The organism is Geodermatophilus sp. SYSU D00742, from assembly GCF_054049935.1.
The window spans coordinates 105,998-129,486 of record NZ_JBJGYJ010000003.1; the positions used below are offsets into that span (position 1 = coordinate 105,998).

25 protein-coding genes are annotated in these 23,489 nt (G+C 76.9%); 8 read left to right on the forward strand and 17 right to left on the reverse strand.

Going from position 1 to position 23,489, the window contains the following annotated elements; genetic code table 11:
- The first annotated feature begins 18 nt into the window (after positions 1–18).
- The 5 genes from nth (at position 19) to ACI78V_RS03115 (ending at position 3,869) form a co-directional block, all read left to right on the forward strand.
- Positions 19–804, forward strand: coding sequence for an endonuclease III (gene nth / locus ACI78V_RS03095; protein ID WP_456848805.1), 786 nt, complete (start codon positions 19–21; stop codon positions 802–804).
- On the forward strand, positions 801–1,379 hold the full coding sequence (locus ACI78V_RS03100; RefSeq protein ID WP_456848807.1) for a TlpA family protein disulfide reductase: 579 nt from the start codon (positions 801–803) through the stop codon (positions 1,377–1,379). The genes nth and ACI78V_RS03100 overlap by 4 nt, the downstream gene beginning before the upstream one ends.
- Entirely contained in the window at positions 1,376–2,149 is a 774-nt protein-coding gene (locus ACI78V_RS03105; RefSeq protein WP_456848809.1) for an NUDIX hydrolase, read from the forward strand. Before ACI78V_RS03100 ends, ACI78V_RS03105 begins: the two co-directional genes overlap by 4 nt.
- A gap of 125 nt (positions 2,150–2,274) precedes the next feature.
- Positions 2,275–2,682 (forward strand): cupredoxin domain-containing protein, encoded by a 408-nt coding sequence (locus ACI78V_RS03110; RefSeq protein ID WP_456848811.1) that lies wholly within the window; start codon positions 2,275–2,277, stop codon positions 2,680–2,682.
- Positions 2,683–2,687: 5 nt separating this feature from the next.
- Positions 2,688–3,869, forward strand: a complete 1,182-nt coding sequence (locus ACI78V_RS03115) for a MarP family serine protease (RefSeq protein WP_456848813.1) — start codon at positions 2,688–2,690, stop codon at positions 3,867–3,869.
- A 106-nt stretch (positions 3,870–3,975) separates the two neighbouring features.
- On the opposite strand, the gene ACI78V_RS03120 is transcribed toward ACI78V_RS03115, so the two are convergent.
- The 3 genes from ACI78V_RS03120 to acs form a co-directional block, all read right to left on the reverse strand.
- Positions 3,976–4,905 carry an alpha/beta fold hydrolase gene (locus tag ACI78V_RS03120; protein ID WP_456848815.1) on the reverse strand — a complete coding sequence of 310 codons (930 nt, stop codon included), beginning with the start codon at positions 4,903–4,905 and terminating at the stop codon, positions 3,976–3,978.
- A 28-nt stretch (positions 4,906–4,933) separates the two neighbouring features.
- Positions 4,934–5,437 (reverse strand): phage holin family protein, encoded by a 504-nt coding sequence (locus ACI78V_RS03125; protein WP_456848817.1) that lies wholly within the window; start codon positions 5,435–5,437, stop codon positions 4,934–4,936.
- A 182-nt stretch (positions 5,438–5,619) separates the two neighbouring features.
- Positions 5,620–7,572 (reverse strand): acetate--CoA ligase, encoded by a 1,953-nt coding sequence (acs, locus tag ACI78V_RS03130; RefSeq protein ID WP_456848819.1) that lies wholly within the window; start codon positions 7,570–7,572, stop codon positions 5,620–5,622.
- A 123-nt stretch (positions 7,573–7,695) separates the two neighbouring features.
- On the opposite strand from acs, the gene ACI78V_RS03135 reads away from it, so the two are divergent.
- Positions 7,696–8,412, forward strand: coding sequence for a (2Fe-2S)-binding protein (locus ACI78V_RS03135; protein WP_456848821.1), 717 nt, complete (start codon positions 7,696–7,698; stop codon positions 8,410–8,412).
- A 3-nt stretch (positions 8,413–8,415) separates the two neighbouring features.
- Here the strand turns inward: ACI78V_RS03135 and hflX are convergent, their stop codons facing one another.
- The 3 genes from hflX to ACI78V_RS03150 form a co-directional block, all read right to left on the reverse strand.
- Complete coding sequence (gene hflX, locus ACI78V_RS03140) at positions 8,416–9,564, reverse strand: GTPase HflX (RefSeq protein WP_456848823.1); 1,149 nt, start codon at positions 9,562–9,564, stop codon at positions 8,416–8,418.
- Positions 9,565–9,720: 156 nt separating this feature from the next.
- Positions 9,721–10,740, reverse strand: coding sequence for an S-adenosylmethionine:tRNA ribosyltransferase-isomerase (locus ACI78V_RS03145; protein ID WP_456848825.1), 1,020 nt, complete (start codon positions 10,738–10,740; stop codon positions 9,721–9,723).
- Positions 10,737–11,504, reverse strand: a complete 768-nt coding sequence (locus tag ACI78V_RS03150; protein ID WP_456848828.1) for an SDR family NAD(P)-dependent oxidoreductase — start codon at positions 11,502–11,504, stop codon at positions 10,737–10,739. Before ACI78V_RS03150 ends, ACI78V_RS03145 begins: the two co-directional genes overlap by 4 nt.
- Before the next feature lie 70 nt (positions 11,505–11,574).
- On the opposite strand from ACI78V_RS03150, the gene soxR reads away from it, so the two are divergent.
- Both soxR and ygiD read left to right on the forward strand, forming a co-directional pair.
- The gene (soxR, locus tag ACI78V_RS03155; RefSeq protein WP_456848830.1) at positions 11,575–12,045 is read left to right on the forward strand and encodes a redox-sensitive transcriptional activator SoxR; all 471 of its coding nucleotides are present in this window, start codon (positions 11,575–11,577) and stop codon (positions 12,043–12,045) included.
- A 71-nt stretch (positions 12,046–12,116) separates the two neighbouring features.
- Positions 12,117–12,968 (forward strand): 4,5-DOPA-extradiol-dioxygenase, encoded by an 852-nt coding sequence (gene ygiD / locus ACI78V_RS03160; protein WP_456848832.1) that lies wholly within the window; start codon positions 12,117–12,119, stop codon positions 12,966–12,968.
- Positions 12,969–13,070: 102 nt separating this feature from the next.
- Here the strand turns inward: ygiD and cobA are convergent, their stop codons facing one another.
- The 11 genes from cobA to ACI78V_RS03215 are packed head-to-tail and all read right to left on the reverse strand — an operon-like array spanning position 13,071 to position 23,474.
- Positions 13,071–14,330: a uroporphyrinogen-III C-methyltransferase gene (cobA, locus tag ACI78V_RS03165; protein ID WP_456848834.1), complete on the reverse strand. Its 1,260-nt coding sequence runs from the start codon at positions 14,328–14,330 to the stop codon at positions 13,071–13,073.
- Positions 14,327–15,427, reverse strand: coding sequence for a nicotinate-nucleotide--dimethylbenzimidazole phosphoribosyltransferase (gene cobT / locus ACI78V_RS03170; protein WP_456849061.1), 1,101 nt, complete (start codon positions 15,425–15,427; stop codon positions 14,327–14,329). Before cobT ends, cobA begins: the two co-directional genes overlap by 4 nt.
- Positions 15,424–16,503 carry an Rv2231c family pyridoxal phosphate-dependent protein CobC gene (gene cobC / locus ACI78V_RS03175; RefSeq protein WP_456848835.1) on the reverse strand — a complete coding sequence of 360 codons (1,080 nt, stop codon included), beginning with the start codon at positions 16,501–16,503 and terminating at the stop codon, positions 15,424–15,426. Before cobC ends, cobT begins: the two co-directional genes overlap by 4 nt.
- On the reverse strand, positions 16,496–16,843 hold the full coding sequence (locus ACI78V_RS03180) for a cobalamin biosynthesis protein (RefSeq protein WP_456848837.1): 348 nt from the start codon (positions 16,841–16,843) through the stop codon (positions 16,496–16,498). The genes cobC and ACI78V_RS03180 overlap by 8 nt, the downstream gene beginning before the upstream one ends.
- Positions 16,840–17,679, reverse strand: a complete 840-nt coding sequence (locus tag ACI78V_RS03185) for an energy-coupling factor ABC transporter ATP-binding protein (protein ID WP_456848839.1) — start codon at positions 17,677–17,679, stop codon at positions 16,840–16,842. The genes ACI78V_RS03180 and ACI78V_RS03185 overlap by 4 nt, the downstream gene beginning before the upstream one ends.
- Positions 17,676–18,410, reverse strand: coding sequence for a cobalt ECF transporter T component CbiQ (gene cbiQ, locus ACI78V_RS03190; RefSeq protein ID WP_456848841.1), 735 nt, complete (start codon positions 18,408–18,410; stop codon positions 17,676–17,678). The genes ACI78V_RS03185 and cbiQ overlap by 4 nt, the downstream gene beginning before the upstream one ends.
- Positions 18,407–18,733 carry an energy-coupling factor ABC transporter substrate-binding protein gene (locus ACI78V_RS03195; protein WP_456848843.1) on the reverse strand — a complete coding sequence of 109 codons (327 nt, stop codon included), beginning with the start codon at positions 18,731–18,733 and terminating at the stop codon, positions 18,407–18,409. Before ACI78V_RS03195 ends, cbiQ begins: the two co-directional genes overlap by 4 nt.
- Entirely contained in the window at positions 18,730–19,413 is a 684-nt protein-coding gene (locus tag ACI78V_RS03200; protein ID WP_456848845.1) for an energy-coupling factor ABC transporter permease, read from the reverse strand. The genes ACI78V_RS03195 and ACI78V_RS03200 overlap by 4 nt, the downstream gene beginning before the upstream one ends.
- Positions 19,400–20,800, reverse strand: coding sequence for a cobyrinate a,c-diamide synthase (locus tag ACI78V_RS03205; RefSeq protein ID WP_456848846.1), 1,401 nt, complete (start codon positions 20,798–20,800; stop codon positions 19,400–19,402). The genes ACI78V_RS03200 and ACI78V_RS03205 overlap by 14 nt, the downstream gene beginning before the upstream one ends.
- Positions 20,797–21,411, reverse strand: a complete 615-nt coding sequence (gene cobO, locus ACI78V_RS03210) for a cob(I)yrinic acid a,c-diamide adenosyltransferase (RefSeq protein ID WP_456848848.1) — start codon at positions 21,409–21,411, stop codon at positions 20,797–20,799. The genes ACI78V_RS03205 and cobO overlap by 4 nt, the downstream gene beginning before the upstream one ends.
- Positions 21,411–23,474 (reverse strand): putative cobaltochelatase, encoded by a 2,064-nt coding sequence (locus ACI78V_RS03215; protein WP_456848850.1) that lies wholly within the window; start codon positions 23,472–23,474, stop codon positions 21,411–21,413. Before ACI78V_RS03215 ends, cobO begins: the two co-directional genes overlap by 1 nt.
- Positions 23,475–23,489 lie beyond the last annotated feature (15 nt).

The window sequence follows — 23,489 nt, forward strand, 5'->3', positions numbered from 1 at the left end:
CCGCCTACCCTCGACCGCGTGTCCTCGCCCGCCTACGCACGACCCGTCCCCCCGCGCGCGCGGCGCGCCGCCGCCCGTGGCGGAGCGCCGTACGACCCCGAGGAGACGCCGCTCGCGCGCACCCGCCGCGCCCGGCGGATGGCCCGCGAGCTGGCGCTGATCCACCCCGACGCGCACTGCGAGCTGGACTTCACCAACCCCTTCGAGCTGCTGGTCGCCACCGTGCTGTCGGCGCAGACCACCGACAAGACGGTCAACCGGGTGACCCCCACCCTGTTCGCCGAGTACCCCGACGCCGTCGCCCTGGCCGGGGCCGACCGCGCCCGGCTCGAGGAGATCCTCAAGCCCACCGGCTTCTTCCGGGCCAAGGCCGCCTCGGTGCTCGGGCTGGCCCAGGCGCTGGTCGAGCGGTTCGACGGCGAGGTCCCCGCCCGGATGGCCGACCTCGTCACGCTCCCCGGGGTCGGGCGCAAGACGGCCAACGTCGTCCTCGGCAACGCCTTCGGCGTCCCCGGGCTCACCGTCGACACGCACTTCGGCCGGCTGGTGCGGCGCTTCGGCTGGACGGCGGAGGAGGACCCGGTCAAGGTCGAGACCGAGGTCGCCGAGCTGGTGCCGAAGAAGGAGTGGACCGACTTCAGCCACCGGGTGATCTTCCACGGCCGGCGGGTCTGCCACGCCAAGAAGGCGGCCTGCGGCGCGTGTGGCCTGGCCCGCTGGTGCCCGTCCTACGGCATCGGCCCCACCGATCCGGAGGTCGCGCTGAAGCTGGTCAAGACGCCGGCCGCCTCCGACACCGAATGAGCGTCCGCGGGTGGGCCGCCGCCGGGGCGCTGCTGCTCGCCCTGACCGGGTGCGGCGCGGAGGCCACGGACGACGGTGCCACCCCCTCGGCTGCACCGACCGTGGCGGACACCACCGCGGCCTGCCCGGAGCAGCCCGACGAGCCGGCGTCCGGGGGCGAGGTGCTCGCCGACGTGACGGTGGACTGCCTCGGCGGCGGGCAGCTGGCCTTCGGCCGCGCGCAGGGGACGCCCACCGTGGTGAACCTGTGGGCGAGCTGGTGCGGGCCGTGCCGGGAGGAGCTGCCGCTGGTGCAGCAGCTGGCCGACGCGGCCGGCGACCGGCTGCGGGTCGTCGGTCTGGTCAGCCAGGACACGGCGGACAACGGCCGGTCCTTCGCCGCCGACGCGGGCGTCACGATGCCCACCGGCGTGGACGCCGACGGGGATCTCGCCATCGAGCAGGGCCTGCGGGGACTGCCCTACACCTACTTCCTCCGCGCCGACGGCTCCGTCGCCCACCTGCAGCTGCGCCCGGTGACCTCGCTGGAGGAGCTGGAGGGCCTGGTGGCCGAGCACCTGGGGGTGCAGCTGTGAGCGCGCCGGCCGGCGAGCGGGAGCGGCCCGACGGCCTCCCGGCCTACCTGCACCGGCTGCTGGACCACGGCGCCGACCTGCCGCTGCGCCACCGCGCCCCCCGGCCGACCGCGACCGCCCGCCGCTCGGCGGTGCTCATCCTCTTCGGCGAGGGGCCACGCGGCGCCGACGTCCTGCTCATCGAGAAGTCCGCCCACCTGCGCACGCACGCCGGGCAGCCGGCCTTCCCGGGGGGTGGCGCCGACCCCGGTGACGAGTACCCCGTCGGTACCGCCCTGCGGGAGGCTGAGGAGGAGGCCGGCATCGACCCCGACGGGGTCCGGGTGCTCGCCACCCTGCCGGAGCTGTTCCTCGGGCCCTCGGACAACCTCGTCGTCCCGGTGGTCGGGTGGTGGGACGACCCGCGCGAGGTCAGCGTCGGCGACCCCCGGGAGGTGGCCCGCGTGGCGCGGGTGCCGCTCGCCGAGCTCACCGACCCCGCCAACCGGTTCCGGGCCCGCCACCCCTCCGGCTACGTGGGCCCGGCGTTCGGGGTGGCCGGGATGGTCGTGTGGGGGTTCACCGCCGGCCTGCTCGACGCGATCCTCGAGGCGGCCGGCCTGGCCCGCCCGTGGGACCACACCGACGTCCGGGAGCTGCCCGTGCTCGGCGCGCGGCGGCCGCAGCTGCCGGGCACCCTCGACGCCGTCGAGGAGGAGGACGCCGCCGCGCCGACGGTGGCCGACCCCGCACCGGACGGGCCTCCGACGCGTACGGTTCCCCCGCGATGAACGGTAGAAGGACCTGCCTGCCCCCCGTGGAGGCCCCGCCTGCGCCCCACCGGCCGCCGGCTCGCGGCGGGATCCCGCAGGCAGGCAGGTCGAGGCTCGCGGGGGGCCTCCGCGGGAAGGCCGTCGTGGTCGCCGCCGGAGTGGTCCTGCTCGCCGGCTGCGGCGGCGAGGCCGGGCCCCCGGCGGCGTCGACGTCGGCCGGGCCGGACCTCGGCACGGTGACCACCGCCGCCGACGGCGTCCAGGAGGTCACCCTGCAGACGCAGGACGACTACGTCTTCACCCCGGACACCTTCACCGTCGCCCCGGGGCAGGTCCGGCTGACCGTGGTGAACGTCGCCGAGCAGCTGACCCACAACTTCCGGTTCACCCCGGACGCCGGTCCGGAGCCGATCGTCCCGGAGATCCCGCTGCTCACACCGGGGGAGAGCCGCACCATCGAGTTCACCGTGTCGGTCCCCGGTGAGCACCTGTTCGAGTGCAGCTTCCACACCCAGCTCCAGCAGTTCGGCACGATGACGGTGGAGGGCTGACCGGCGTGTCGATCGTCGACGTCGTCCTCATCGTCCTGGCCCTGTCCTTCGGCTTCTCCGGCTTCCGCCAGGGCGTCATCGTCTCCGCGGCGTCCTTCTTCGGCTTCTTCGGCGGCGCGGTCCTCGGCGCCCAGCTGTCGGGGCCGGTCACCGAACGGGTGGACGGCTCGCCGGTCACCCGGGTGTTCGCCGCGCTGGTCGTCGTCCTGGCCGGTGCGCTGCTGGGCCAGGTGCTGGCCGGTGCGGTCGGCCGGGCGGTGCGCCGCCGGGTCACCTGGGAGCCGGCCAAGACGGTCGACGCGGTGGCCGGGGCGGTGCTGTCGGCCGCCGCGGTGCTGCTGGTCGCGTGGATGGTGGCCACCCCGCTGGCCACCGCGCCGTTCCCCCAGGTCGCCGGGCAGGTGCGCCAGTCGGCGCTGGTCCAGGCGGTCGACCGCAGTGTCCCCGACGGCGTCCGGTCGGTGTACGACTCGCTGCGGGAGGCGATCGACCGGCGCGGCCTGCCCGACGTCCTCGACCCGCTCACCCCCACCGACGTCCCCGAGGTCCCCGAACCGGACCAGGCGCTGCTGGCCAGCCCGGTGGTCAACTCCGTGCAGGGCTCGGTCGTGCAGATCCGCGGCGTCGCACCGTCCTGCGCCCGGCAGATCGACGGCTCCGGCTTCGTCTACGCCCGGGAGCGGGTGATGACCAACGCGCACGTGCTCGCCGGGGTCAGCGACCCGGTGGTCAGCGCGGAGGGCGAGGAGTACGAGGCGACGCCGGTGTACGTCGACGAGGAGACCGACGTGGCCGTCCTCGCCGTCCCCGGGCTGCCGCAGGTGCCGCTGACCTTCGCGCCGGCGCCGGTCGACTCCGGCGCCGACGCGATCATCATGGGGTACCCCGGGGGTGGCGGGCTGTTCGTCGGCCCGGCCCGGGTGCGCGACCGCGGCGAGATCAGCGGGCCTGATTTCCGCAACTCCCAGACGGTGGTCCGTGACGTCTACGCCCTGCGCGGCGACGTGCGCGCGGGCAACTCCGGCGGCCCGCTGTTCGACCGGCAGGGTCACGTGCTCGGCGTCGTGTTCGCCTCGGCCATCGACGACCCGCACACCGGCTACGCCCTGACCAACGCCCAGGTCGACCCGGCCCGCCAGGCGGGGCTGTCGGCGACCGCGGAGGTGCCCACGGGCGCCTGCGAGTAGGAGGACCGCCTGCCCGCTGCTCGTCGGAGGCCCCCGTCCGCACCGCTCGCGGGCTCGCGGCGGGGCCCTGGACGGGCCCGACCCGGGACGGGGCCGCCCCCTCGCGTCACTCGGCGGCCCACTCCGCGAGCGTGCGGTTCACCGCCTCCGGGGCCTCCTCGTGCGGGAAGTGGCCGACGTCGGGGAGCGCGCGCCAGTCGTAGGAGCCGGCGACGTAGCGGCCCGACCCGAGCGCGGACGACGGCAGCACACAGGTGTCCAGGTCACCGTGCAGTTGCAGCGTCGGCGCGGTGACCGGGGCGGCCATCCGGCGGGCGTAGCGCCACCCGTCGGGGCGGATCTGCGAGCGGCCGGCCCAGCGGAAGTACTCCATCGAGCCGTAGGCGGCCTGCGGGATGCGGGCCGCCGAGCGGTAGCGCTCCACGGCCTGCGCGAAGTCGGCGGTGGAGGTCCAGGCCGGGCCGGCCCACCGGCGCATCAGCTCGGCCACCGGGTCGTCGTCGGCGCGGGTCAGCCGGCGTTCGGGCAACCGCGGCAGCTGGAAACCCAGGACGTGCCGCAGTGCCCGCCGCTGCGCCCGGTCGGTCAGCGACGCCCGCAGGCGCCGGGGGTGGGCCATCGACAGCACGACCAGCCTGCGGACGCTGCGCGGGTGGAGGGCCGCCACCGACCAGGCCACCAGCCCGCCCCAGTCGTGCCCGACGACGACGGCGTCCCGCTCGCCGAGCGCGCGCACGAGTGCGGCGACGTCCGAGGCGGCCGTGGGCAGGTCGTAGCCCCGCGGTGGCTTGTCGCTGCCGCCGAAGCCGCGCAGGTCGGGGGCGACGGCGTGGAAGCCCGCCGCGGCCAGCGCGGGCAGTTGCGACCGCCAGCTCCACCAGAACTCCGGGAAGCCGTGCAGGAGGAGCACCAGGGGGCCCTCGCCGGCCTCGGCCACGTGCAGCCGGACGCCGTTGGCGGAGACGTCGCGGTGGGTCCAGGGGCCGGGCAGCAGGACGCTGGTGGCGTCGGGCGGCTCCTCCTCGGGGACGCTCACCGACCGGGGCGCTGGGCGCGGGCCCCGGTCAGACGCGGTAGTTGTCGTTGCCGCGCAGGGCCACCCGGCCGTTGCTCACCGTCGGCACCTCACGGCGGCGCTCGCCGGGAGCCTCACGGTGCACGACCTCTGGCAGCTCACGGAGGGTCTCCAGCGTCCGCTCGGGCTTCTCGATCTTCTTCAGCGAGCTGCGGCCGATCAGCGCGGCGATCCCGGCCAGCAGCACGATGAGCGCCCACACGATCAGGTAGGAGATCCACCGCTCCAGGCCGAGCCAGGTGAGGAACTCGGCGATCGCGACGAAGATGAAGATGCCGGAGAAGGCGAGCAGGACGCCCGCGGCACCGAAGGCGCCGACGCCGATCCCGGCCTTCTTCGCAGACCTCCCGACCTCTGCCTTCGCCAGCTCGATCTCGCTGCGGATCAGCGTCGAGACGTCGGCCATGGCGCTCTGCACGAGCGCTCCGACCGAGGGCTCCTCCGCGCCGGCGGGCCGGCCCTGGTGCGGGGTCGACGATGCGCTGTGGGCCACGGGGGGCACCTCCTGGACTGGGGCGGTCGGACGTCCCGCCTGCACGCGGGGCTGGGGGAATCGTGCCCCATGATCGCCGGGAGCGCGTCCCCGAGTCCCCCGGACGGGGCCGGGGAGGGCCGCGGCCCTCCCCGGCGTGACCCCCTGCGGGCGCTCCCCACGGTGGAGCCCGGGGCCCTCCCTCAGTCCTCCGAGCCGGACGACGCCGGCAACTTGTCCTTGATCAGGTTCATCACGGAGGAGTCGGTGAGCGTGGTGACGTCACCGAGCTCGCGGTTCTCCGCGACGTCGCGCAGCAGCCGCCGCATGATCTTGCCCGAGCGGGTCTTGGGCAGCTCCTGCACGACCATGATCTGGCGGGGCTTGGCGATCGGGCCGATGTCCTTGGCCACGTGCTGGCGCAGCTGCTGCACCAGGTCGTCGCCGGAGTCCTCGGCGCTGCCCCGCAGGATGACGAAGGCGACGATGCCCTGGCCCGTGGTCGGGTCGCTGGCGCCGACCACCGCCGCCTCGGCCACCGCCGGGTGGGCCACCAGCGAGGACTCGACCTCGGTGGTGGAGATGCGGTGCCCGGAGACGTTCATGACGTCGTCCACCCGGCCCAGCAGCCAGATGTCGCCGTCGGCGTCCTTCTTGGCGCCGTCCCCGGCGAAGTAGACGTCCTTGCCGAACCGGGACCAGTAGGTGTCGACGTAGCGGTCGTCGTCGCCCCAGATCGTGCGCAGCATCGACGGCCACGGCTCGGTGAGCACCAGCAGGCCGGTGGTGTCGTCACCGAGCTCGTTGCCCTCGTCGTCGACGACCTTGGCCGAGATGCCGGGGAACGGCGTCTGGGCCGAGCCGGGCTTGAGGTCCGTGACGCCCGGCAGCGGGTTGATCATGTGCGCGCCGGTCTCGGTCTGCCACCAGGTGTCCACGATCGGGCAGCGCCCGCCGCCGATGTTCTTGTGGTACCAGAGCCAGGCCTCGGGGTTGATCGGCTCACCGACCGACCCCAGGACGCGCAGGCTGGTCAGGTCGAAGCCGGCGGGGATGTCCTCGCCCCACTTCATGAACGTCCGGATCACCGTGGGGGCGGTGTAGAGGATGGAGACCCGGTACTTCTCGATGAGCTCGAACCAGCGGCCGCGGTGCGGGGTCTCCGGCGTCCCCTCGTACATGACGCTGGTCGCCCGGTTGGACAGCGGTCCGTAGACGATGTAGCTGTGGCCGGTCACCCAGCCCACGTCGGCGGCGGTCCAGAAGACGTCGGTGTCGGCCTTGAGGTCGAAGCTCGCCCAGTGCGTGAAGCTGACCTGGGTCAGGTAGCCGCCGCTGGTGTGCAGGATCCCCTTGGGCTTCGCCGTCGTCCCGGACGTGTACATGATGTAGAGCGGGTGCTCGGCGTCGAACGCCTCGGGGGTGTGCTCCGTCGACTGCCGGTCGACCAGGTCGTGCCACCACACGTCGCGGCCCTCGGTCATCTCGACGTCCTGCTCGGTCCGCCGGACGACGACGACGCTGCGCACGCCCTCGGTCCTGGTCAGCGCCTCGTCGACGTTGGGCTTGAGCGCGCTCGGCGCCCCGCGGCGGTAGCCGCCGTCGGCGGTGACGACCACCCGGGCGCCGGCGTCGGTGATCCGGCTGGCCAGGGCGTCGGGGGAGAAGCCGCCGAAGACCACCATGTGGACGGCGCCGATGCGGGCACAGGCGAGCATCGCGACGACCGTCTCCGGGATCATCGGCATGTAGATGGCGACCCGGTCTCCGGTCTGCACACCCAGCTCGGTCAGGGCGTTGGCGGCCTTGCAGACCTCGTCCTTGAGCTGGGCGTAGGTGATCGTGCGGGTGTCGCCCGGCTCGCCCTCCCAGTGGTAGGCGACCTGCTCGCCGTGGCCGGCCTCGACGTGCCGGTCGACGCAGTTGTACGCGACGTTGAGCTTGCCGCCGACGAACCACTTGGCGAACGGCGGGTTGCTCCAGTCGAGGACCTCGTCCCACTCCTGCGCCCAGGTGAGGCGCCCGGCCTGCGTGGCCCAGAAGGCCAGCCGGTCGCGCGACGCCGCCTCGTAGACGTCGGGACCCACGTTGGCCTGGGCGGCCAGCTGCTCGGGCGCCGGGAACCGGCGGCCCTCCACCTCGGTCGACTCGCTCATGCGGGATCCTCCTGGTCTCGGCCGTCGCCCAGGGGACGACGGAACGTGCTCCCCGCCACACCGTATGGTCCCGAGCCGCCCGCGTCTGCCCCGTGTGGCGTGCTCGGGGACGAGACTGCACCGGTGGCCGGAGACGCGCAGGTGGAGGTGGCCGCCCGGGTGCCGGGCGCCGCCGCGCTGGGCCTGCTCGCGCCCCCGTCGGCCCGCCCGTTGCCGGCCGTCCGGCTGGCCGACCCGGCGTGGACCGCCGGCCGCCTGGCGGACCTGGCCGAGCGGTACCGCAGCGACGACCGGCGGGTGCTCGCGACCGTCTGGTGGTACTCGGCGTCCTCGGTGCTGCTGACCCCGCCACTCGCCGGCCTGCTGACCGGGCACCCGCTGTCGGCCCGGCTGCCCGACACGACCCTCGCCGAGCTCTCCGGCGGCGTGCTCGTGGCGGCGACCGCGGCGGGCGCAGCGGCCGGGGGCGGCGACCTCGCGGCGGAGCTGCGGAGTTCGCTGGCGGCGGTGGTGGGCGCGGTGGCCGAGGCCGGCGGGATGCGGCCGCGACCGCTGTGGGCGATCGCCGCCGACTCGCTGGCCGGCCGGCTGCTGGCGGTGGGCCGCGCGCTGGGCGACGTGCCGGGCGCGACCGCGCTCGCCGCGCCGCTGGCAGCCGCCGTCGGGACGCCGCTGCCGGTGCCGGGGTACGTCGACGTCGACGGGATCCGCTTCGTGCGCCGGGTGTCGTGCTGCCTGCTCTACCGGCTGCCCGGCCAGCCGCTGTGCACCTCCTGCCCCCGCCGCCCGGCGGCGCACCGGGAGGTGCTGCTCGCCGACACCGCCGCCCGCATGGGCTGACCCCTACCGGTCCAGTCGCTCCTCCACCGCCCGCCGGAGGTCGTCGATGCCCTCGCCGGTGAGCGCCGACACCGGGACAGCGTCGGGGTAGGCGGCCCGCAGCCCCGCGAGCCACTCGGGTGGCGCGATGTCGACCTTGTTCAGGGCCAGCAGCTCCGGGTGGTCGCGGGCGCCGATCTCGTAGAGCACCCCGCGCACCGTCGTCACCTGGGCCATCGCGTCGGGTGCGGAGGCATCGACGACGTGCAGCACCAGGTCGGCCTCGACGACCTCCTCCAGGGTCGAGCGGAAGGAGTCCACCAGCTGGTGGGGCAGGTGGCGCACGAAGCCGACGGTGTCGGTGAGGGTGTACTCGCGCCCGCCGGGGGTGTGGGTCCGGCGGACGGTGGGGTCCAGCGTGGCGAACAGTGCGTCCTGCACCAGGACGTCGGCGCCGGCCAGCCGGTTCATCAGCGCGGACTTGCCGGCGTTGGTGTAGCCGGTCAGTGCCACCGCCGGCACCCGGTTCCGGCGGCGCCGCAGCCGCGTGCGTTCCCGGCGGCGGGCCGTCTCCTGCACCTGCCGGCGCAGCAGCGTGATCCGGCGGCGCAGCTGCCGGCGCTGGCTCTCCAGCCGCATCTCGCCGGGCCCGCGCACCCCGGTGCCGGCACCGCCCGCCGTCCGGCCGCCGCCGATCCGGGACAGCTCGGTCCCGTGCCCGGTCAGCCGGGGGAGCTGGTAGGCCAGCTGGGCGAGCTCGACCTGCGCCTTGCCCTCACTGCTGCGTGCGTGCTGGGCGAAGATGTCGAGGATCAGCGCCGTCCGGTCGACCACCCGCGCGCCCAGCCGTTCCTCCAGGTTGCGGACCTGCGCGGGGGAGAGGTCGCCGTCGGCGATCACCAGGGCCGCCTCCTGCTCCCGCACCAGCTCGGCGAGCTCGGTGACCTTGCCGGCGCCCAGGTAGGTGGCCGGGTCGGGCCGGTCGCGGGCCTGCGTCATCCGGCTGACGACCGCCACCCCGTCGGTCTCGGCCAGCCGCTGCAGCTCGTCGAGCGGGTCCTCGGACCCGCCCGCCCCGTCGCCGCCGGCCCGCAGGCCGAGCAGGACCGCCCGGGGGCCCTCCCCGTCGGTGCCGGGCGGCGCCTGCGCGCCGAGCAGCCACGTCCCTGGCATGTCGCCTCCCGCGCCCGGGCCGCCGGCCCGGGCCGTGGCCGGAGGTGGGGGGCCGTCCTGGCCCGGCGCCCCGGAGGGCGCCCTCCGGCTCCTCCAGCGTCGTCGCCCGAACGCGTCCGTGCCACCCGACCGGGGGCCGACGGGCCGCTGCGGCCCTCAGGGCAGGAACAGCATCGTGTCGCCGTACTCGTGCCACAGGTACCCCGTGGCGGCGGCGCGGGCGTAGGCGCGGTCGACCAGCTCCCGCCCGGCGACGGCCTCCAACAGCAACAGGTGGCTGGCGTCGGGCGCGTGCAGACCGGTGACCAGCCCGCTCACCGCCCGGACCGCGCGGCCGGGGCCGAGGACGAGGTCGGTCCAGCCGGCGGCCGCGCGCGTGACGCCGTCCTCGCCGGTCGCGGACTCCAGCGCGCGGGTGACGGTGGTGCCCACGGCGACCACCCGCTGACCGGCCCGGCGGGTGGCCTCGACCAGCCGCGCGGTGGGCCCGGGCACGCGGAACCGCTCCGGCGCCGGGGGCTCGTGCAGCTCGGGGCTGGAGACGCCGGCGTGCAGGACCACCGGGGCGACGACGACGCCGCGGGCCATGAGCCGCACGAGGAGCGGCTCGGTGAACGGCCGCCCGGCGCTGGCGTTCTCGGCGCTGCCCGGTTCGGTGGCGTAGACGTTCTGCGCGTCGGCCAGCGACGGGGCGGCGGTGAGGTAGCCGTAGCGGATCGGCTGTCCGTGCCGGCGCAGGTGCTCGGCCACCGCCACCGGCCGGTCGGGCCGGGCGCGCCACAGCCGTGAGGGCCGGGCCGGGTCCGGGAAGCCCGCGAGCAGCTGCAGCCGGACGCCGCCGGGCAGGCCGAGCACCGTGCCGGGCTCGACGCCGCGGTCGGGGCCGTCGTTGTCCGGGCGGCGGACCTCGACCACCCAGTCGCCGTCGTCCAGGGCCGTCGAGACGTGCAGCGGGGTGGTCGTGCCGTCGGCGCGGCGGGCGTCCAGCCGGGCGGGCAGCGTCGCGGAGGTGTTGACCACGAGCAGGTCGCCGGGCTCGAGGTGGTCGGGCAGGTCGCGGAAGGTGGCGTCCGACAGACCGTCGGGGCGGACCACCATCAGGCGGACGCCGTCCCGGGCCACGCCGCGGTGCTCGGGCGGGGCGGTCGCCTCCCGGCCCATCGCCGGTGCGCTCACCGGGTCACCTCCAGGCCGACCGGGGCGTCGACGGCGAGCGGGAGGACCTCCCTGCCCCCCACCCCTCGCAGGCTCGCGGCGGGCCCCTGCGGGGAGGCCGCCACGCGGTACCGGCCGCTGGGCAGGTCGCCGTCGACCAGCCGCAGCAGCGCCGGGACGACCGACTCCGGGGCCGGCAGGCCGGTCGCGTCGGGGTCCGCCGCGCGGTGCATGTCGGTGGCCATGTCGCCGGGGTCGACGGCGTAGAGGCGCAGGTGGGGGTGCTCGACGGCGAGGACGGCGGTCAGCTGGTCCAGCGCGGCCTTGCTCGCGCCGTACCCGCCCCAGCCCGGGTAGGCCTCGACGGCGGCGTCGCTGCTGATGTCCAGCACCCGCCCGCCGGCGCGCTCCAGTGCCGGCAGCACCGCCTGCAGGAGGGCCAGCGGGGCGACGGTGTTGACCGCGAGCACGCGCTCGAGGGCGGCGGGGGGCAGGTCGGCCAGGCGGGGCATCGGGGTGGGGCCGAGGTCGCTGGCGTTGTTGACCAGCAGGTCGAGCCGGCCGGGGACGGCGGCGGCGAGTGCGGCCCGGTGTGCGGGGTCTGCGACGTCGCCGGCGACGGCAGTCACGAGTCCGGGCCGGGGGAGGGCGGCCACGGTGGCGGCGAGACGGTCGGGATCGCGGCCGTCGACGACCAGCCGCCAGCCACGCCGGCTGAGGGCCTCGGTGAGGGCGGCGCCGAGGCCGCGGGACGCTCCGGTGACGAGTGCGGTCGGGGTGCTCATGGGACTACGGTGAGATCTCAAGTCCACTTGAGGTCAAGGGCTCGGGCCGTCTCGACGGTCGGGAGGTGTCGTGGCCGAGGAGCTGACGATCGGGCAGGTGGCGCAGCGGTCGGGGGTCGCCGCGTCGGCGCTGCGCTACTACGAGACGCAGGGACTCATCACGGCGTCCCGCACGGCCGGGGGTGCCCGCCGCTTCCCCCGCAGCGTGCTGCGTCGGCTGGCCTTCATCCGGGCGGCGCAGAACGTGGGGCTGACGCTGCCGGAGATCAGGGACGCGCTGGCGACCCTGCCCGAGGGGCGCACGCCGTCGGCGCGGGACTGGGCACGGCTGTCGCAGGGCTGGCGGGACCGCCTCGACGACCAGATCGCCGCGCTGGTCCAGCTGCGGGACGGGCTGTCGTCGTGCATCGGCTGCGGCTGCCTGTCGCTGACCCGGTGCGCGCTGTCCAACCCCGGGGACGTCGCCGGCGGGGAGGGACCGGGGGCCCGCTGGCTGTCCCCGGCGCTGCGGCGGGTGCCGCCGGTGTCGAATGCGGGGTGACCGGACGGCCTCGCTAACGGCGCGGGTGCGGGTGATGATCGGGGGGTCGCCGTCGACGAGGGAGCAGCCCCATGCCGGTCATGCCCGCCGCGTTCATCGGCCACGGCAACCCGATGAACGCCCTCGAGGAGAACCGCTACACCCAGGCATGGCGGGCGTTCGGCCAGTCGGTGCCCCGGCCACGGGCCATCCTGGTCGTCTCGGCCCACTGGTACGTGCACGCCACCGCCGTGACGGCGATGCCGCGGCCGCGCACCATCCACGACTTCTTCGGCTTCCCGCGCGAGCTGTTCGACGTCAGCTACGAGCCCCCGGGGCTGCCCGAGCTGCACCAGGAGATCGCCGACGTCGTCCACCCGACGTGGGTGGGCGCCGACGTGGACAGCTGGGGCATCGACCACGGCACCTGGTCGGTGCTGCGGCACGCCTTCCCGGATGCCGACATCCCGGTCGTGCAGCTGTCGATCAACGCGCTCAAGCCGTTCGACTACCACCTGCAGCTGGGGGCGTCCCTCGCACCGCTGCGGGAGGACGGCGTGCTGGTGATCGGCAGCGGCAACGTCGTCCACAACCTCGGCGGGGTGAGCCGCGCGATGCCCGACGCCGGGTTCGACTGGGCGCGCCGGTTCGACGAGGAGGCCCGCGAGCTGATGCAGCTCGAGCCCACCGAGGTGGCCAAGCTGGACGGACACCGTGACTACGACCTCGCCGTCCCGACGCCGGACCACTTCCTGCCGCTGCTCTACGTCGCCGGGGTGGCCGGCGCGACCGGCACGACCGCCGACGTGCTGGTCGACGGCTACGCCTACGGCTCGCTGTCGATGACCGCCTACACCGTCGGCATGACCCCACCCGAGGCGAACGGGGGCGGGTTCGCCGCCCCGCTGCCCGAGGAACCGCCCCCGGACGGCGCGAACATCTGACGGACCCGTCCTCCTCGCGGCGAGCCCCTGGTCGGGGCCGACCCGGGGCAGCCGGCCTCGGTCGACGGCCACGCGACCTCCGGCGGGCCCGGGTCCCGGACGTCAGCGCGACGGACTGAGCTCCGCGGCCAGCCGCACGACCTCGCCGACCACCCAGACCGCGGGCGGGCGGATGCCCTCGTCGGCCAGCGTCCGGGCCAGCCCGGCGAGCGTGGTGCGCACGGTCCGCTGCGTGGGGGTCGACCCGTCGGCGACGACGGCGACCGGGGTGTCCGGCGCGCGGCCCTGCTCGACGAGGGCCGCGGCGATCGCCGGGGCGGTGTCCACGCCCATGAGCACGACCAGGGTGCCGCGCAGCCGGGCGAGGGCGGTCCAGTCGACCAGCGACGAGGGGTGGCCCGGGGGCACGTGGCCGGAGACGACGACGAACTCGTGGGTGAGCCCGCGGTGGGTCACCGGGATGCCGGCCAGCGCCGGGACGCCGATCGCCGAGGTCACCCCCGGCACCACCTCGACCGGGACGCCGGCGGCCACGCAGGCCTCCAGCTCCTCCATGCCGCGGCCGAACACGAACGGGTCGCCGCCCTTGAGCCGCACCACCCGTCGGCCGGCCCGCGCGTGCTCGACCAGCAGCGCGTTGATCTGCTCCTGGGCCATGTAACGGCCGCGCGGCAGCTTGGAGGCGTCGATGACCTCCACGTCGGGCGGCAGCGAGGCCAGCAGCGACTGTGGCGCGAGGTGGTCGGCGACGACGACGTCGGCCTGCGACACCGCCTGCTGCCCGCGCACGGTGATCAGCCCGGGGTCGCCGGGGCCGCCGCCGACGAGGACGACGGTGCCCGGCCGCCCCTCCGGCGCGGCCCGCGCGGCGCGGTCGCGGATGCTGCCGTCGGTGAGCCCGGCGACCACCGCGTCACGGACGCCGACCGCCCGCTGCGGGTCGCCGCCACCGTGGACGCCGACCACGAGGTCCCCCTGCCGGCCGACCGCGGGGGTCCAGACGCTGGAGGCGGCGCGGTCGTCGGCGCGGGCGCAGAACACCCGGGCGGCGTCGGCCTCCGCGGCGACCGCGGCGTTGACCGCGGGGTCGTCGGTGGCGGCCACCGCGTACCAGGCGCCGTCGAGGTCGCCGGGCTGGTAGCGGCGGCGCACCCAGACGACCGCGCCGGGGCCGACCAGCGCCTCCAGGGCCGGGGTGACCTCGGGGCTGACGACGGTCACCCGTGCCCGCGCCTCCAGCAGCCCGGCCACGCGGCGGTGGGCGACCTGACCGCCGCCGACGACGACCACCCGCCGGTCGAGCAGCCGCAGCCCGACCGGGTAGACGACGCCGCTGGCGGGGTCGACCGGGGTGGCGTTCACGCGTCCTTCCCCGTGACGCCGGCGGAGTCGAACGTGGCGACGTCGCGCAGGGCCCGCGCGGCGCTGGCGACCAGCGGGAGCGCGAGGAGGGCCCCGGTGCCCTCGCCGAGGCGCAGGTCCAGGCCGAGCAGCGGGCGCAGGCCCAGGGCGCGCAGGGCCAGGCCGTGGCCCGGCTCCGCGGAGGCGTGCCCGGCGAGCGCGTGCTCCAGGGCGGTCGGGCACAGCGCGGCGGCCACCAGCGCCGCCGAGCCCGCGATCACGCCGTCCAGCAGCACGGGCACGCGGGCCGCCGCGGCACCGAGGACGAACCCGGCGAGGGCGGCGTGCTCCAGCCCGCCCAGCTCGGCGACCGCGGCCAGCGCCGCCGAGGGGCCGGCGGGCCGCTCGGGCACCCGCGCCGCCGCCCGGGTCACGACCTCGACCTTGCGGGCCAGGGTGCGGTCGTCGACGCCGGTGCCGCGACCGGTGGCCGCCGCGGGGCTCGCGCCGGTGAACGCGCAGACCAGCGCCGCCGACGCGGTCGTGTTGGTGATCCCCATGTCGCCGGTGACGAGGCAACCGTGGTCGGCGGCGAGCGTCGTCGCCACCTCGATGCCGACCTCCACCGCGCGCCGCGCCTCGTCGACGGTCATCGCCGGTCCGGTGGCGAGGTCGGCGGTGCCGGAGCGGACCCTCCGGCGCAGGAGGGCGGCCGTGGGGTCGACCGCGTAGGGGGTCGCCACGCCGACGTCCACCACGACGACGTCGGCGCCCAGCTGCACGGCGAACGCGTTGACCACCGCGCCGCCGCGGGCGAGGTTGGCCACCATCTGCGCGGTGACCTCCTGCGGCCACGGCGTGACGCCCTGGGCGTGCACCCCGTGGTCGCCGGCGAACACCGCGACCGCGGCGGGCACCGGCAGCGGTGGCGGGCAGGCGCCCGCGGTGCCGGACAGCTGGGCGGCCACGTCCTCCAGGACGCCGAGGGAGCCCGGCGGCTTGGTCATCCGGTCCAGCCGGTCGCGGGCGGCGCGCTCGGCCTCGGCGTCCCGGGGGGCGACCGCGGCGATCGTCTCGCCCAGCAGGGTGCCGGCGAACGGGGTCGGGTCGGTGCTCAGCGGATCTCCTCGGGCTGGCGGGGCTGGGCCCGCGGCGTCGGTGGCGCGGGAGGGATCCCCTCCAGGATCGCAGCGAGGTCGGCGGCGAACGCACGCGAGGTCGCCGGGCGGCGGACGGCGACCCGCAGGTGGTCGGCGGAGAGGCCGGGGAAGGTGTCGCCCCGGCGCACCGCCCAGCCCCGCTGCCGCAGCTCCGACCGCACCCGTTCCCCCTCGGGCACGCGCAGCAGGACGAACGACGACCGCGGGGTGCCGACCACCTCCACGCCGGGCGGCAGCGCGTGCACCAGCACCTCGCGGTGGTCGATCAGGTGGTGGGCCGCCGCGGTGGCCTCGGCGCGGGCGGCGTCCGTCGTGCAGGCGGCCAGCGCGGCCAGCGCGGGCGTGGACAGCGGCCAGTGCGGCTGCTGCGCGGCCAGCGCGGCCACCAGGTCCCGCGGGCCCAGCGTGTAGCCGACCCGGAGCCCGGCCAGCCCCCAGGTCTTGGTCAGGCTGCGCACCACCAGCAGCCCCGGCAGGTCACGGCGGGCGGCCAGCGACTCCGGCTCCCCGGGCACGGTGTCGGCGAACGCCTCGTCGACCAGCAGCACGCGGCCGGGCCGGGCCAGTGCGGCGACGTCCGCGGCCGGGTGCAGCACCGAGGTGGGGTTGGTCGGGTTGCCGAGCACGACCAGGTCGGCGTCCCGCGGGACGGCGGTGGGGTCCAGCCGGTACGCCGGAGTGGGCAGCAGCAGCCGCTCGACCGGGTGGCCGGCGGCCCGCAGCGCCGCCTCCGGCTCGGTGAACGACGGGTGGACGACGACCGCGCGCCGGGGCCGCAGCGCCCGCGCGACGAGGGTGAACGTCTCGGCGGCGCCCGCCGTCAGGAGCACCTCGCCGGCCGGCCGGCCGGAGGCGGCGGCGACCGCGGCGCGCGCGGGGCCGGCGTCGGGGTAGGCGGCGACGTCGGCCACCGCGGCGTGCAGGACGGCGCGCAGCCACGGGGGCGGCGTGCCGGCGCGGACGTTGACGGCGAGGTCGGTCAGCCCCGGGGCGAGCTCCGCGTCCCCGTGGTGGTCGAGGTCGGGCTCACCCACCGGCCACCGCCACGGTGACCCGGCCGACCACGGTCCGGCCGACCAGCAGCGTGCCGCCGCCCAGCAGCGCCGCGGCCTCGGCGACCGAGGCGGTCCCCACCGCGGCCGCCACCCGTGCCGACCGCGAGGGGACCGGGACGGCGGCCAGCGCGGCCGCGGGGTGCCCGGTCAGCGGCCAGCCGCGGGCCGCCGCGGCGACTTGGAGACCGGGCTCCGCGGCGCGGGCGTCGAGGGTGGCCAGCCGCACGTCGCCGGCCCCGGCCGGCAGGACGGCGTCCACCGCGGCCAGCACCTCCGCGGCGGTGACCCCCGGTCGCGCGCCGACGCCCACGACCGTCACGGGGTCACCCCCTCCGGCAGCGCGGCCAGCAGCTCGTCCGCGTTCCGGGGGAGGGCGCCGTCGGGCAGCAGGCCGAGGGCGCGCAGCCGGACGCCGAGGGCCAGCGCCCACGGGCGGTCGAGCCGGGCACGTGCCAGCAGCGCGTCGTCGGCGAGCAGCTCCGCGGGCGCCCCCTGCACCACCGTGCGGTCGACGACGACGGCCACCTCGTCGGCCCAGCGCAGCGCCAGGTCGACGTCGTGGGTGCTCATGACCACGGTGGACCCGGCGCTGCGCAGCCGCTCCAGCGCGGCCAGCGCCTCGGCGACCGCCGAGGGGTCCAGACCGGCGGTGGGCTCGTCGAGCAGCAGCACGCAGGGCCGCATCGCGACCGCGCCGGCGATCGCCACCCGCTTGCGTTCGCCGTAGGAGAGCTGGTGGGTGGGCCGCCCGGCGAGGGAGGCGACGCCCAGCAGGTCGAGGGCCTCGGCGACGCGGAGACGCACGGCGTCCTCCGGCAGGCCGAGGTTGAGCGGGCCGAAGGAGACGTCCTGGGCGACCGAGGCGCTGAACAGCTGGTCGTCGGGGTCCTGCAGCACCAGTTGCACCTCCTGCCGGTGCGCCCGCAGCCCGCGCCGGGTGTGCCGCAGCCGCTCGCCGTCGACCGCGACCGTGCCGGCGGCGGGCTCGAGGGCCCCGGACAGGCAGCGCAGCAGCGTCGTCTTGCCCGACCCGTTGGCGCCCAGCAGCGCCAGCCGCCGTCCGGCGGGGACGGTGAGGTCGGCGCCGTCGAGCACCCGCCGGTCCCGCTCGTAGCCGGCGACCAGGCCCTCGGCGGTCAGCGTGTGGTGGCTCACGCCGCGAGCACCCCCACCGACACGAGCGCCGCCAGCCCGGCGGCGGTCGCGGCGAGGAACGCCCGGGACGAGGGCAGCGCCTCGGGCAGCACCTGCAGGCCGGCCTCCATCCCGCGGCCGGCCAGGCCCTCCTGCAACCGGCGGGCGCGGTCCCAGGAGCGGGTGAGGACGGCGGCGGCGAGCACCCCCGAGGACCGGTAGGAGCGGCGCACCGACGAGTGGCCCATCCTGGCCGCCTGCGCCTCCCGGACGGCGCGCAGGCTGTCCAGCAGCACGAACAGCAGCCGGTAGGTGACCGCGGCGACCTCCACGACGGCAGCGGGGACCCGCAGGCGGCGCAGCGCCGGGAGCAGGTCCGACACCGGCGTGGTGGTGGCCAGCAGGAGCACCGCGCTGGTGCCGGCCACGGCGTGACCGACGAGGGAGCCGGCCCGGGCCGCGGCGTCGGGTGCCCAGCCCAGCCCTCCGGAGTCCACCGACACGACCGCGGTCAGCGCGCCGGTGGCCACGAAGGCCAGCGGCCACCGGACCGCCCGGCCGAACGTGCGGGCCGGCACGCGGGCGGGGCCGAGCGCCAGGGCGACGGCGGTCACGGTGACCAGCACGCTGCCCGGCCAGGCGGGCAGTGCCAGGGCGCAGACGACGAGCCCCGTGCAGAGCAGCAGCTTGTCGCCCGGCGAGCGCCGTCGCCAGGCGCTGCTCCACGCCGCGTCGTCGACGGCCAGCGTCACCGGGGCCCGGGTTCCGGTGCGGGCCCGGGTCCGGGTGCGGTCCCGGGTTGGGGCCGGCGACGTCCGCGCAGCCGGCCGAGGACGTAGCCGAGCACGCCCCCGCCGACGGCGGCCTGCAGGGCGAACAGGCCCGACTCGACCTCGCCGGCCGGGGCGGAGAAGGGCTCGAACCAGGGCGTGTAGCCCGCGGCCTCGAGGTCCTCGGTGACCGCGGCGTCGGTGCCGCCGTACCCGGAGGCGCCGCCGTCGAGCAGCAGCGGGACGGCGAACAGCGCCACCACGGCCAGCACGATGACCGCGTCGACCCACCGACGGCGGGTCATGCGGCACCTCCGGCGGACGCGGGCCGCAACACGCCGAGCCGTTCCAGCTCGGGTCGGGCGTTGACGGTGAGGACGCGGAAGAGGAGCACCCCGAGCAGTCCCTCACCGATGGCCAGCGGGATCTGGGTGACCGCGAAGACGCCGAGGAACTTGCCCAGCGCCCCGGCCAGCCCGGTGCTGGCGTCGGGGAAGGCGAGCGCGAGCTGCACCGACGTCGTCACGTACGTGGCCAGGTCGGCCAGCGCGACGCCGGCGAACACGGCGGGCAGCAGCCCCGCCCCTGCCGCGCGGACCAGCCGGTAGGCCCCGTAGCCGGCCCAGGGCCCCACGACGGCGAAGGCGAAGGCGTTCGCGCCGAGCGTGGTGAGCCCGCCGTGCGCCAGCAGCAGCGCCTGGAACAGCAGGACCACCGTGCCCAGCAACGCCATGACCGGGGGCCGGAAGAGGACCGCCCCGACGCCGGTGCCCGTCGGGTGGCTGGAGCTGCCGGTGACCGAGGGCAGCTTGATGGCGCTCAGCACGAAGGTGAACGCGCCGGCCGCACCGAGCAGCAGCGTCGACTCCGGGTTCTCCCGGACCTCGGTGACGACGGCCCGGGCGCCGTGGACCACGAACGGCGCCGCCGCCACGGTCCAGCCGACGGCGTGGGCCGGCGGCAGGAACCCCTCAGCGATGTGCATGACGTGCCCCCTCCTGGACGGCCGCCGCGCAGGCGGCCACGAGACGCTCGGCCACGGTCGGGGACCCGGCCCAGTTCAGGTGCAGGTAGCTCGCGTGGACGCTGCCGGTGACGAACCCCTCGGGGGAGGCGGGTCCCTGGTGACCGACCCACTGCCAGGCCGGCGCCGGCCCCGCGGCCGGGGTCGCGACGGTGCGGTGGAACTCGTGGCCGCGGACCCGGGTGCCCGCCGGGGCGAGCACCGAGTCGGTGAGCGCCACGGCGGCGCGGTAGCCGAGGGTCAGCTGCGGGGACATCGCCGCGTCGGTGTCGAGGACACCGCACATGGGCAGGCCGTCGAGGCTGCGGGCCAGGTAGAGCAGCCCGGCGCACTCGGCGGCGACCGGACCGCCCCGGGCGGCCAGCGCGGCGACGTCGGTGCGCAGCGTGGTGTTGGCCGACAGGTCCGCGGCGTGCACCTCGGGGAAGCCGCCGCCGACGACCAGCCCGGCGGTGCCCGCGGGCAGGTGCTCGTCGCGCAGCGGGTCGACGGTGACCACCTCGGCGCCGGCGGCCGCGAGCAGCTCGGCGTTCTCCGCGTACCCGAAGGTGAACGCCGCACCGCCCGCGACGGCGACCCGCGGCCGCCCGGGCCCGGGCACGACCTCCGCGGCGGGGTCCCACGGGACGGCGTCCAGCGGCGGGGCCGACCGCGCCAGGCGCAGGACGGCGTCCAGGTCGAGGGCCGCGCCGACCGCCTCGCCGAGCCCGCGGACCGTGGCCAGGGCCTCGGCCGAGCGTTCGGCGGCCGGCACCAGCCCCAGGTGCCGGGACGGCGTGCCGAGGGCGTCCAGCCGGCGGACCGCCCCGAGCACCGGCACCCCGGAGGCGCCCAGCGCGTCGCGGAGGATCTCCTCGTGGCGGTCGCTGCCGACCCGGTTGAGCACCACCCCGCCGAGCCGCACGCCCGGGTCGAAGGTGGCGAAGCCGTGCACCAGCGCGGCGACGGACTGGGCCTGGGCCGAGGCGTCGACGACGAGCACGACCGGCGCCCGCAGCAGCCGGGCGACGTGCGCGGTGGAGGCGAAGCCGGGCTCGACCGAGGGGTGCGTGGCGCCGTCGAACAGGCCCATGACCCCCTCGACGACGGCGACGTCGGCACCTCGCGCCCCGTGCAGGAACAGCGGCACGACCTGCTCCTCGCCGACGAGCACCGGGTCCAGGTTGCGGCCGGGGCGGCCGGCGGCGAGCGCGTGGTAGCCGGGGTCGATGTAGTCGGGGCCGACCTTGTGCGGCGACACCCTCAGCCCGCGGGCGGTGAGGGCGGCGACCAGCCCGGTGGTGACCGAGGTCTTGCCCGCGTTGCTCGCCGGCGCCGCGACGACCACCCGGGGCACCGCGACGCTCACCACTCGATCCCCCGCTGGCCCTTCTGGCCGGCGTCCATCGGGTGCTTGACCTTGGTCATCTCCACGACCAGGTCCGCGGCCTCGACCAGCGCCGGCGGAGCGTCGCGGCCGGTGACCACGACGTGCTGGGTGCCGGGGCGCTCGACCAGCGTGCGCACCACGTCGTCGACGTCCACCCAGCCCCACCGCAGCGGGTAGGTGAACTCGTCGAGGACGTAGAAGCGGTGCGCCTCGGCCGCGAGGTCGCGCTTGACCTGGGCCCACCCCTCGGCGGCGTCGGCGGCGTGGTCGACCTCGCTGCCCTGCCGGCGCGACCAGCTCCACCCCGCGCCCATCTTGTGCCAGACCACCGGGCCGCCCTCGCCGGTCTGCTCGTGCAGCCGGCCCAGGGCGGTGAGGGCGTTCTCCTCGCCCACCTTCCACTTCGCGCTCTTGACGAACTGGTAGACCGCGACCGGCCAGCCCTGGTTCCACGCCCGCATCGCCATGCCGAACGCGGCGGTGGACTTGCCCTTCATCTCCCCGGTGTGGACGACGAGCAGCGGACGGTTGCGCCGCTGGCGGGTGGTCAGCCCGTCGTCCGGGGTGACCGTCACCTGGCCCTTCGGCATCAGGCCGCCTCCCGGACGCCGCGCACCGTGGCCGCCAGCGACTCGGCGGCCAGCTCCTCCAGCCGCAGCGTCGTCGCGCCCAGGTGGGCCCCCAGCGCCCCCGCCAGGCCCAGCCGCACCGGGCCGGACTCGCAGTCGACGACGACGGCCGCCGTCCCGGCCCCGGCCAGCAGCCCGGCCGCGGCGTGCGCGTCGGCGACGTGCGCGCCCCCGCGGGCCCCGGTGGCCCGCCCGTCGGTGACGACGACGAGCAGCGGACGGCGTCGCGGGTCGCGCACCCGCTCCACCCGCAGCGTCTCGTGCGCCCGCAGCAGACCCGCGGCCAGCGGCGTACGCCCACCGGTGGGGAGCTCGCGCAGCCGGGCCGCGGCGGCCTCCACCGACCACGTGGGCGGCAGCGCCAGCTCGGCGCCGGTGCCGCGGAAGGTGACCAGCCCGACCTTGTCCCGCCGCTGGTAGGCGTCCAGCAGCAACGACAGGACCGCGCCCTTGACCGCGGCCATCCGCGACCGCGACCCCATCGAGCCGCTGGCGTCGACGCAGAACAGGACGAGGTTGCCCTCGCGGCCCTCGAGGGTGGCCTGGCGCAGGTCGCTCCGCTGGACGTGCAGGCCGGGCCCGGTGCGGCCGCGCGCGACCTGGTGGGGGGCGGCGGCGAGGACGGTGCCGGTCAGGTGCAGCCGCGTGACGGTGCCCTGCGGGCGGGTCGAGCCGACCACCCGGCCGCGGTCGGCGCGCGCCCGGGACCGCCTCCCGGCGGCACCCGCGCCGATCCCGGGGACCTCCAGCCGTCGCGTGCGGAACGGGTCGGCCGGCGCCACGGCCGCCCGCTCCGGTGCCCGCCCCGTCGTCGACGCGGAGTCGCCGGGGAGCCGGTCCTGCGCCGCGCCGGCTGCACCCGGGGCCGGGGAGGGTCCGTCGTGGCGACCCCCGTCGCCCTCTGCAGCGGTGCCGTCCCCCGGGCCGCTGCCGCCCGAGGGCCCTGCGCCGGGCGGTCCGCCGCCGGCCGGTCCGCCGCCGTCGTCGTCGGGGCCGTCCGGGTCCTCCGGCTCCTCGGGGCGGGCGTCGGAGAGTGCCTGCTCCAGGGTCTGGTCGTCCAGGCCGGGTGCGTCGAACGGGTTGCGCCGGCGACGGTGCGGTAGTGCCAGGCGGGCGGCGACCCGGACGTCGTCCTCGGTGACCTCGTCCCGGCCGGACCAGGCGGCGTGCGCGAGCGCGGCACGGGCGGTGACCAGGTCCGCGCGCAGGCCGTCGACGTCGAACGCCGCGCACACGGCGGTCACCTGGCGCAGCGCCCCGTCGGAGAGGACGACGTGCGGCAGGCGGGCCCGGGCGTCGGCGATGCGGGCGGCCAGGGCGGACTCCTCGGCGCCCCACTGCGCGGCGAACCCGGCCGGGTCGGCGTCGGAGGCGAACCGGCGGCGCACCACCTCGGCCCGCTCGGCCGGGTCCCGGGGGGCGGCGACCTCCACGGTGAGACCGAAGCGGTCGAGCAGTTGCGGGCGCAGCTCGCCCTCCTCGGGGTTCATCGTGCCGACGAGCAGGAACCGGGAGGCGTGCCGGACCGAGACGCCCTCGCGCTCGACGTAGGCGGTGCCCAGCGCGGCCGCGTCCAGCAGCAGGTCCACCAGGTGGTCGTGCAGCAGGTTGACCTCGTCGACGTAGAGCACACCCCGGTGTGCGGCGGCCAGCAGCCCCGGCTCGAACGCCTTCACGCCCTCGGTGAGCGCCCGCTCCAGGTCGAGGGAGCCGACGACGCGGTCCTCCGACGCCCCCACCGGCAGCTCGACCAGCCGGGCGGGGCGGGTCTGCGCGGGGGCCCCGGTGTCGTGCGGACCGTCCGGGCAGGCCGGGTCGGGGGCGGCGGGGTCGCAGGCGAACCGGCACCCGGCGACGACGTCCACCGGCGGCAGGACGGCGGCCAGTGCGCGCACCGCCGTCGACTTCGCCGTCCCCTTCTCACCCCGGACGAGCACGCCCCCGACGGCGGGGGAGACGGCGTTGAGCAGGAGGGCCAGTCGCATGTCGGCCATGCCGACGACAGCGCTGAAGGGGTAGGTCATGCAGGTCGACCGTGC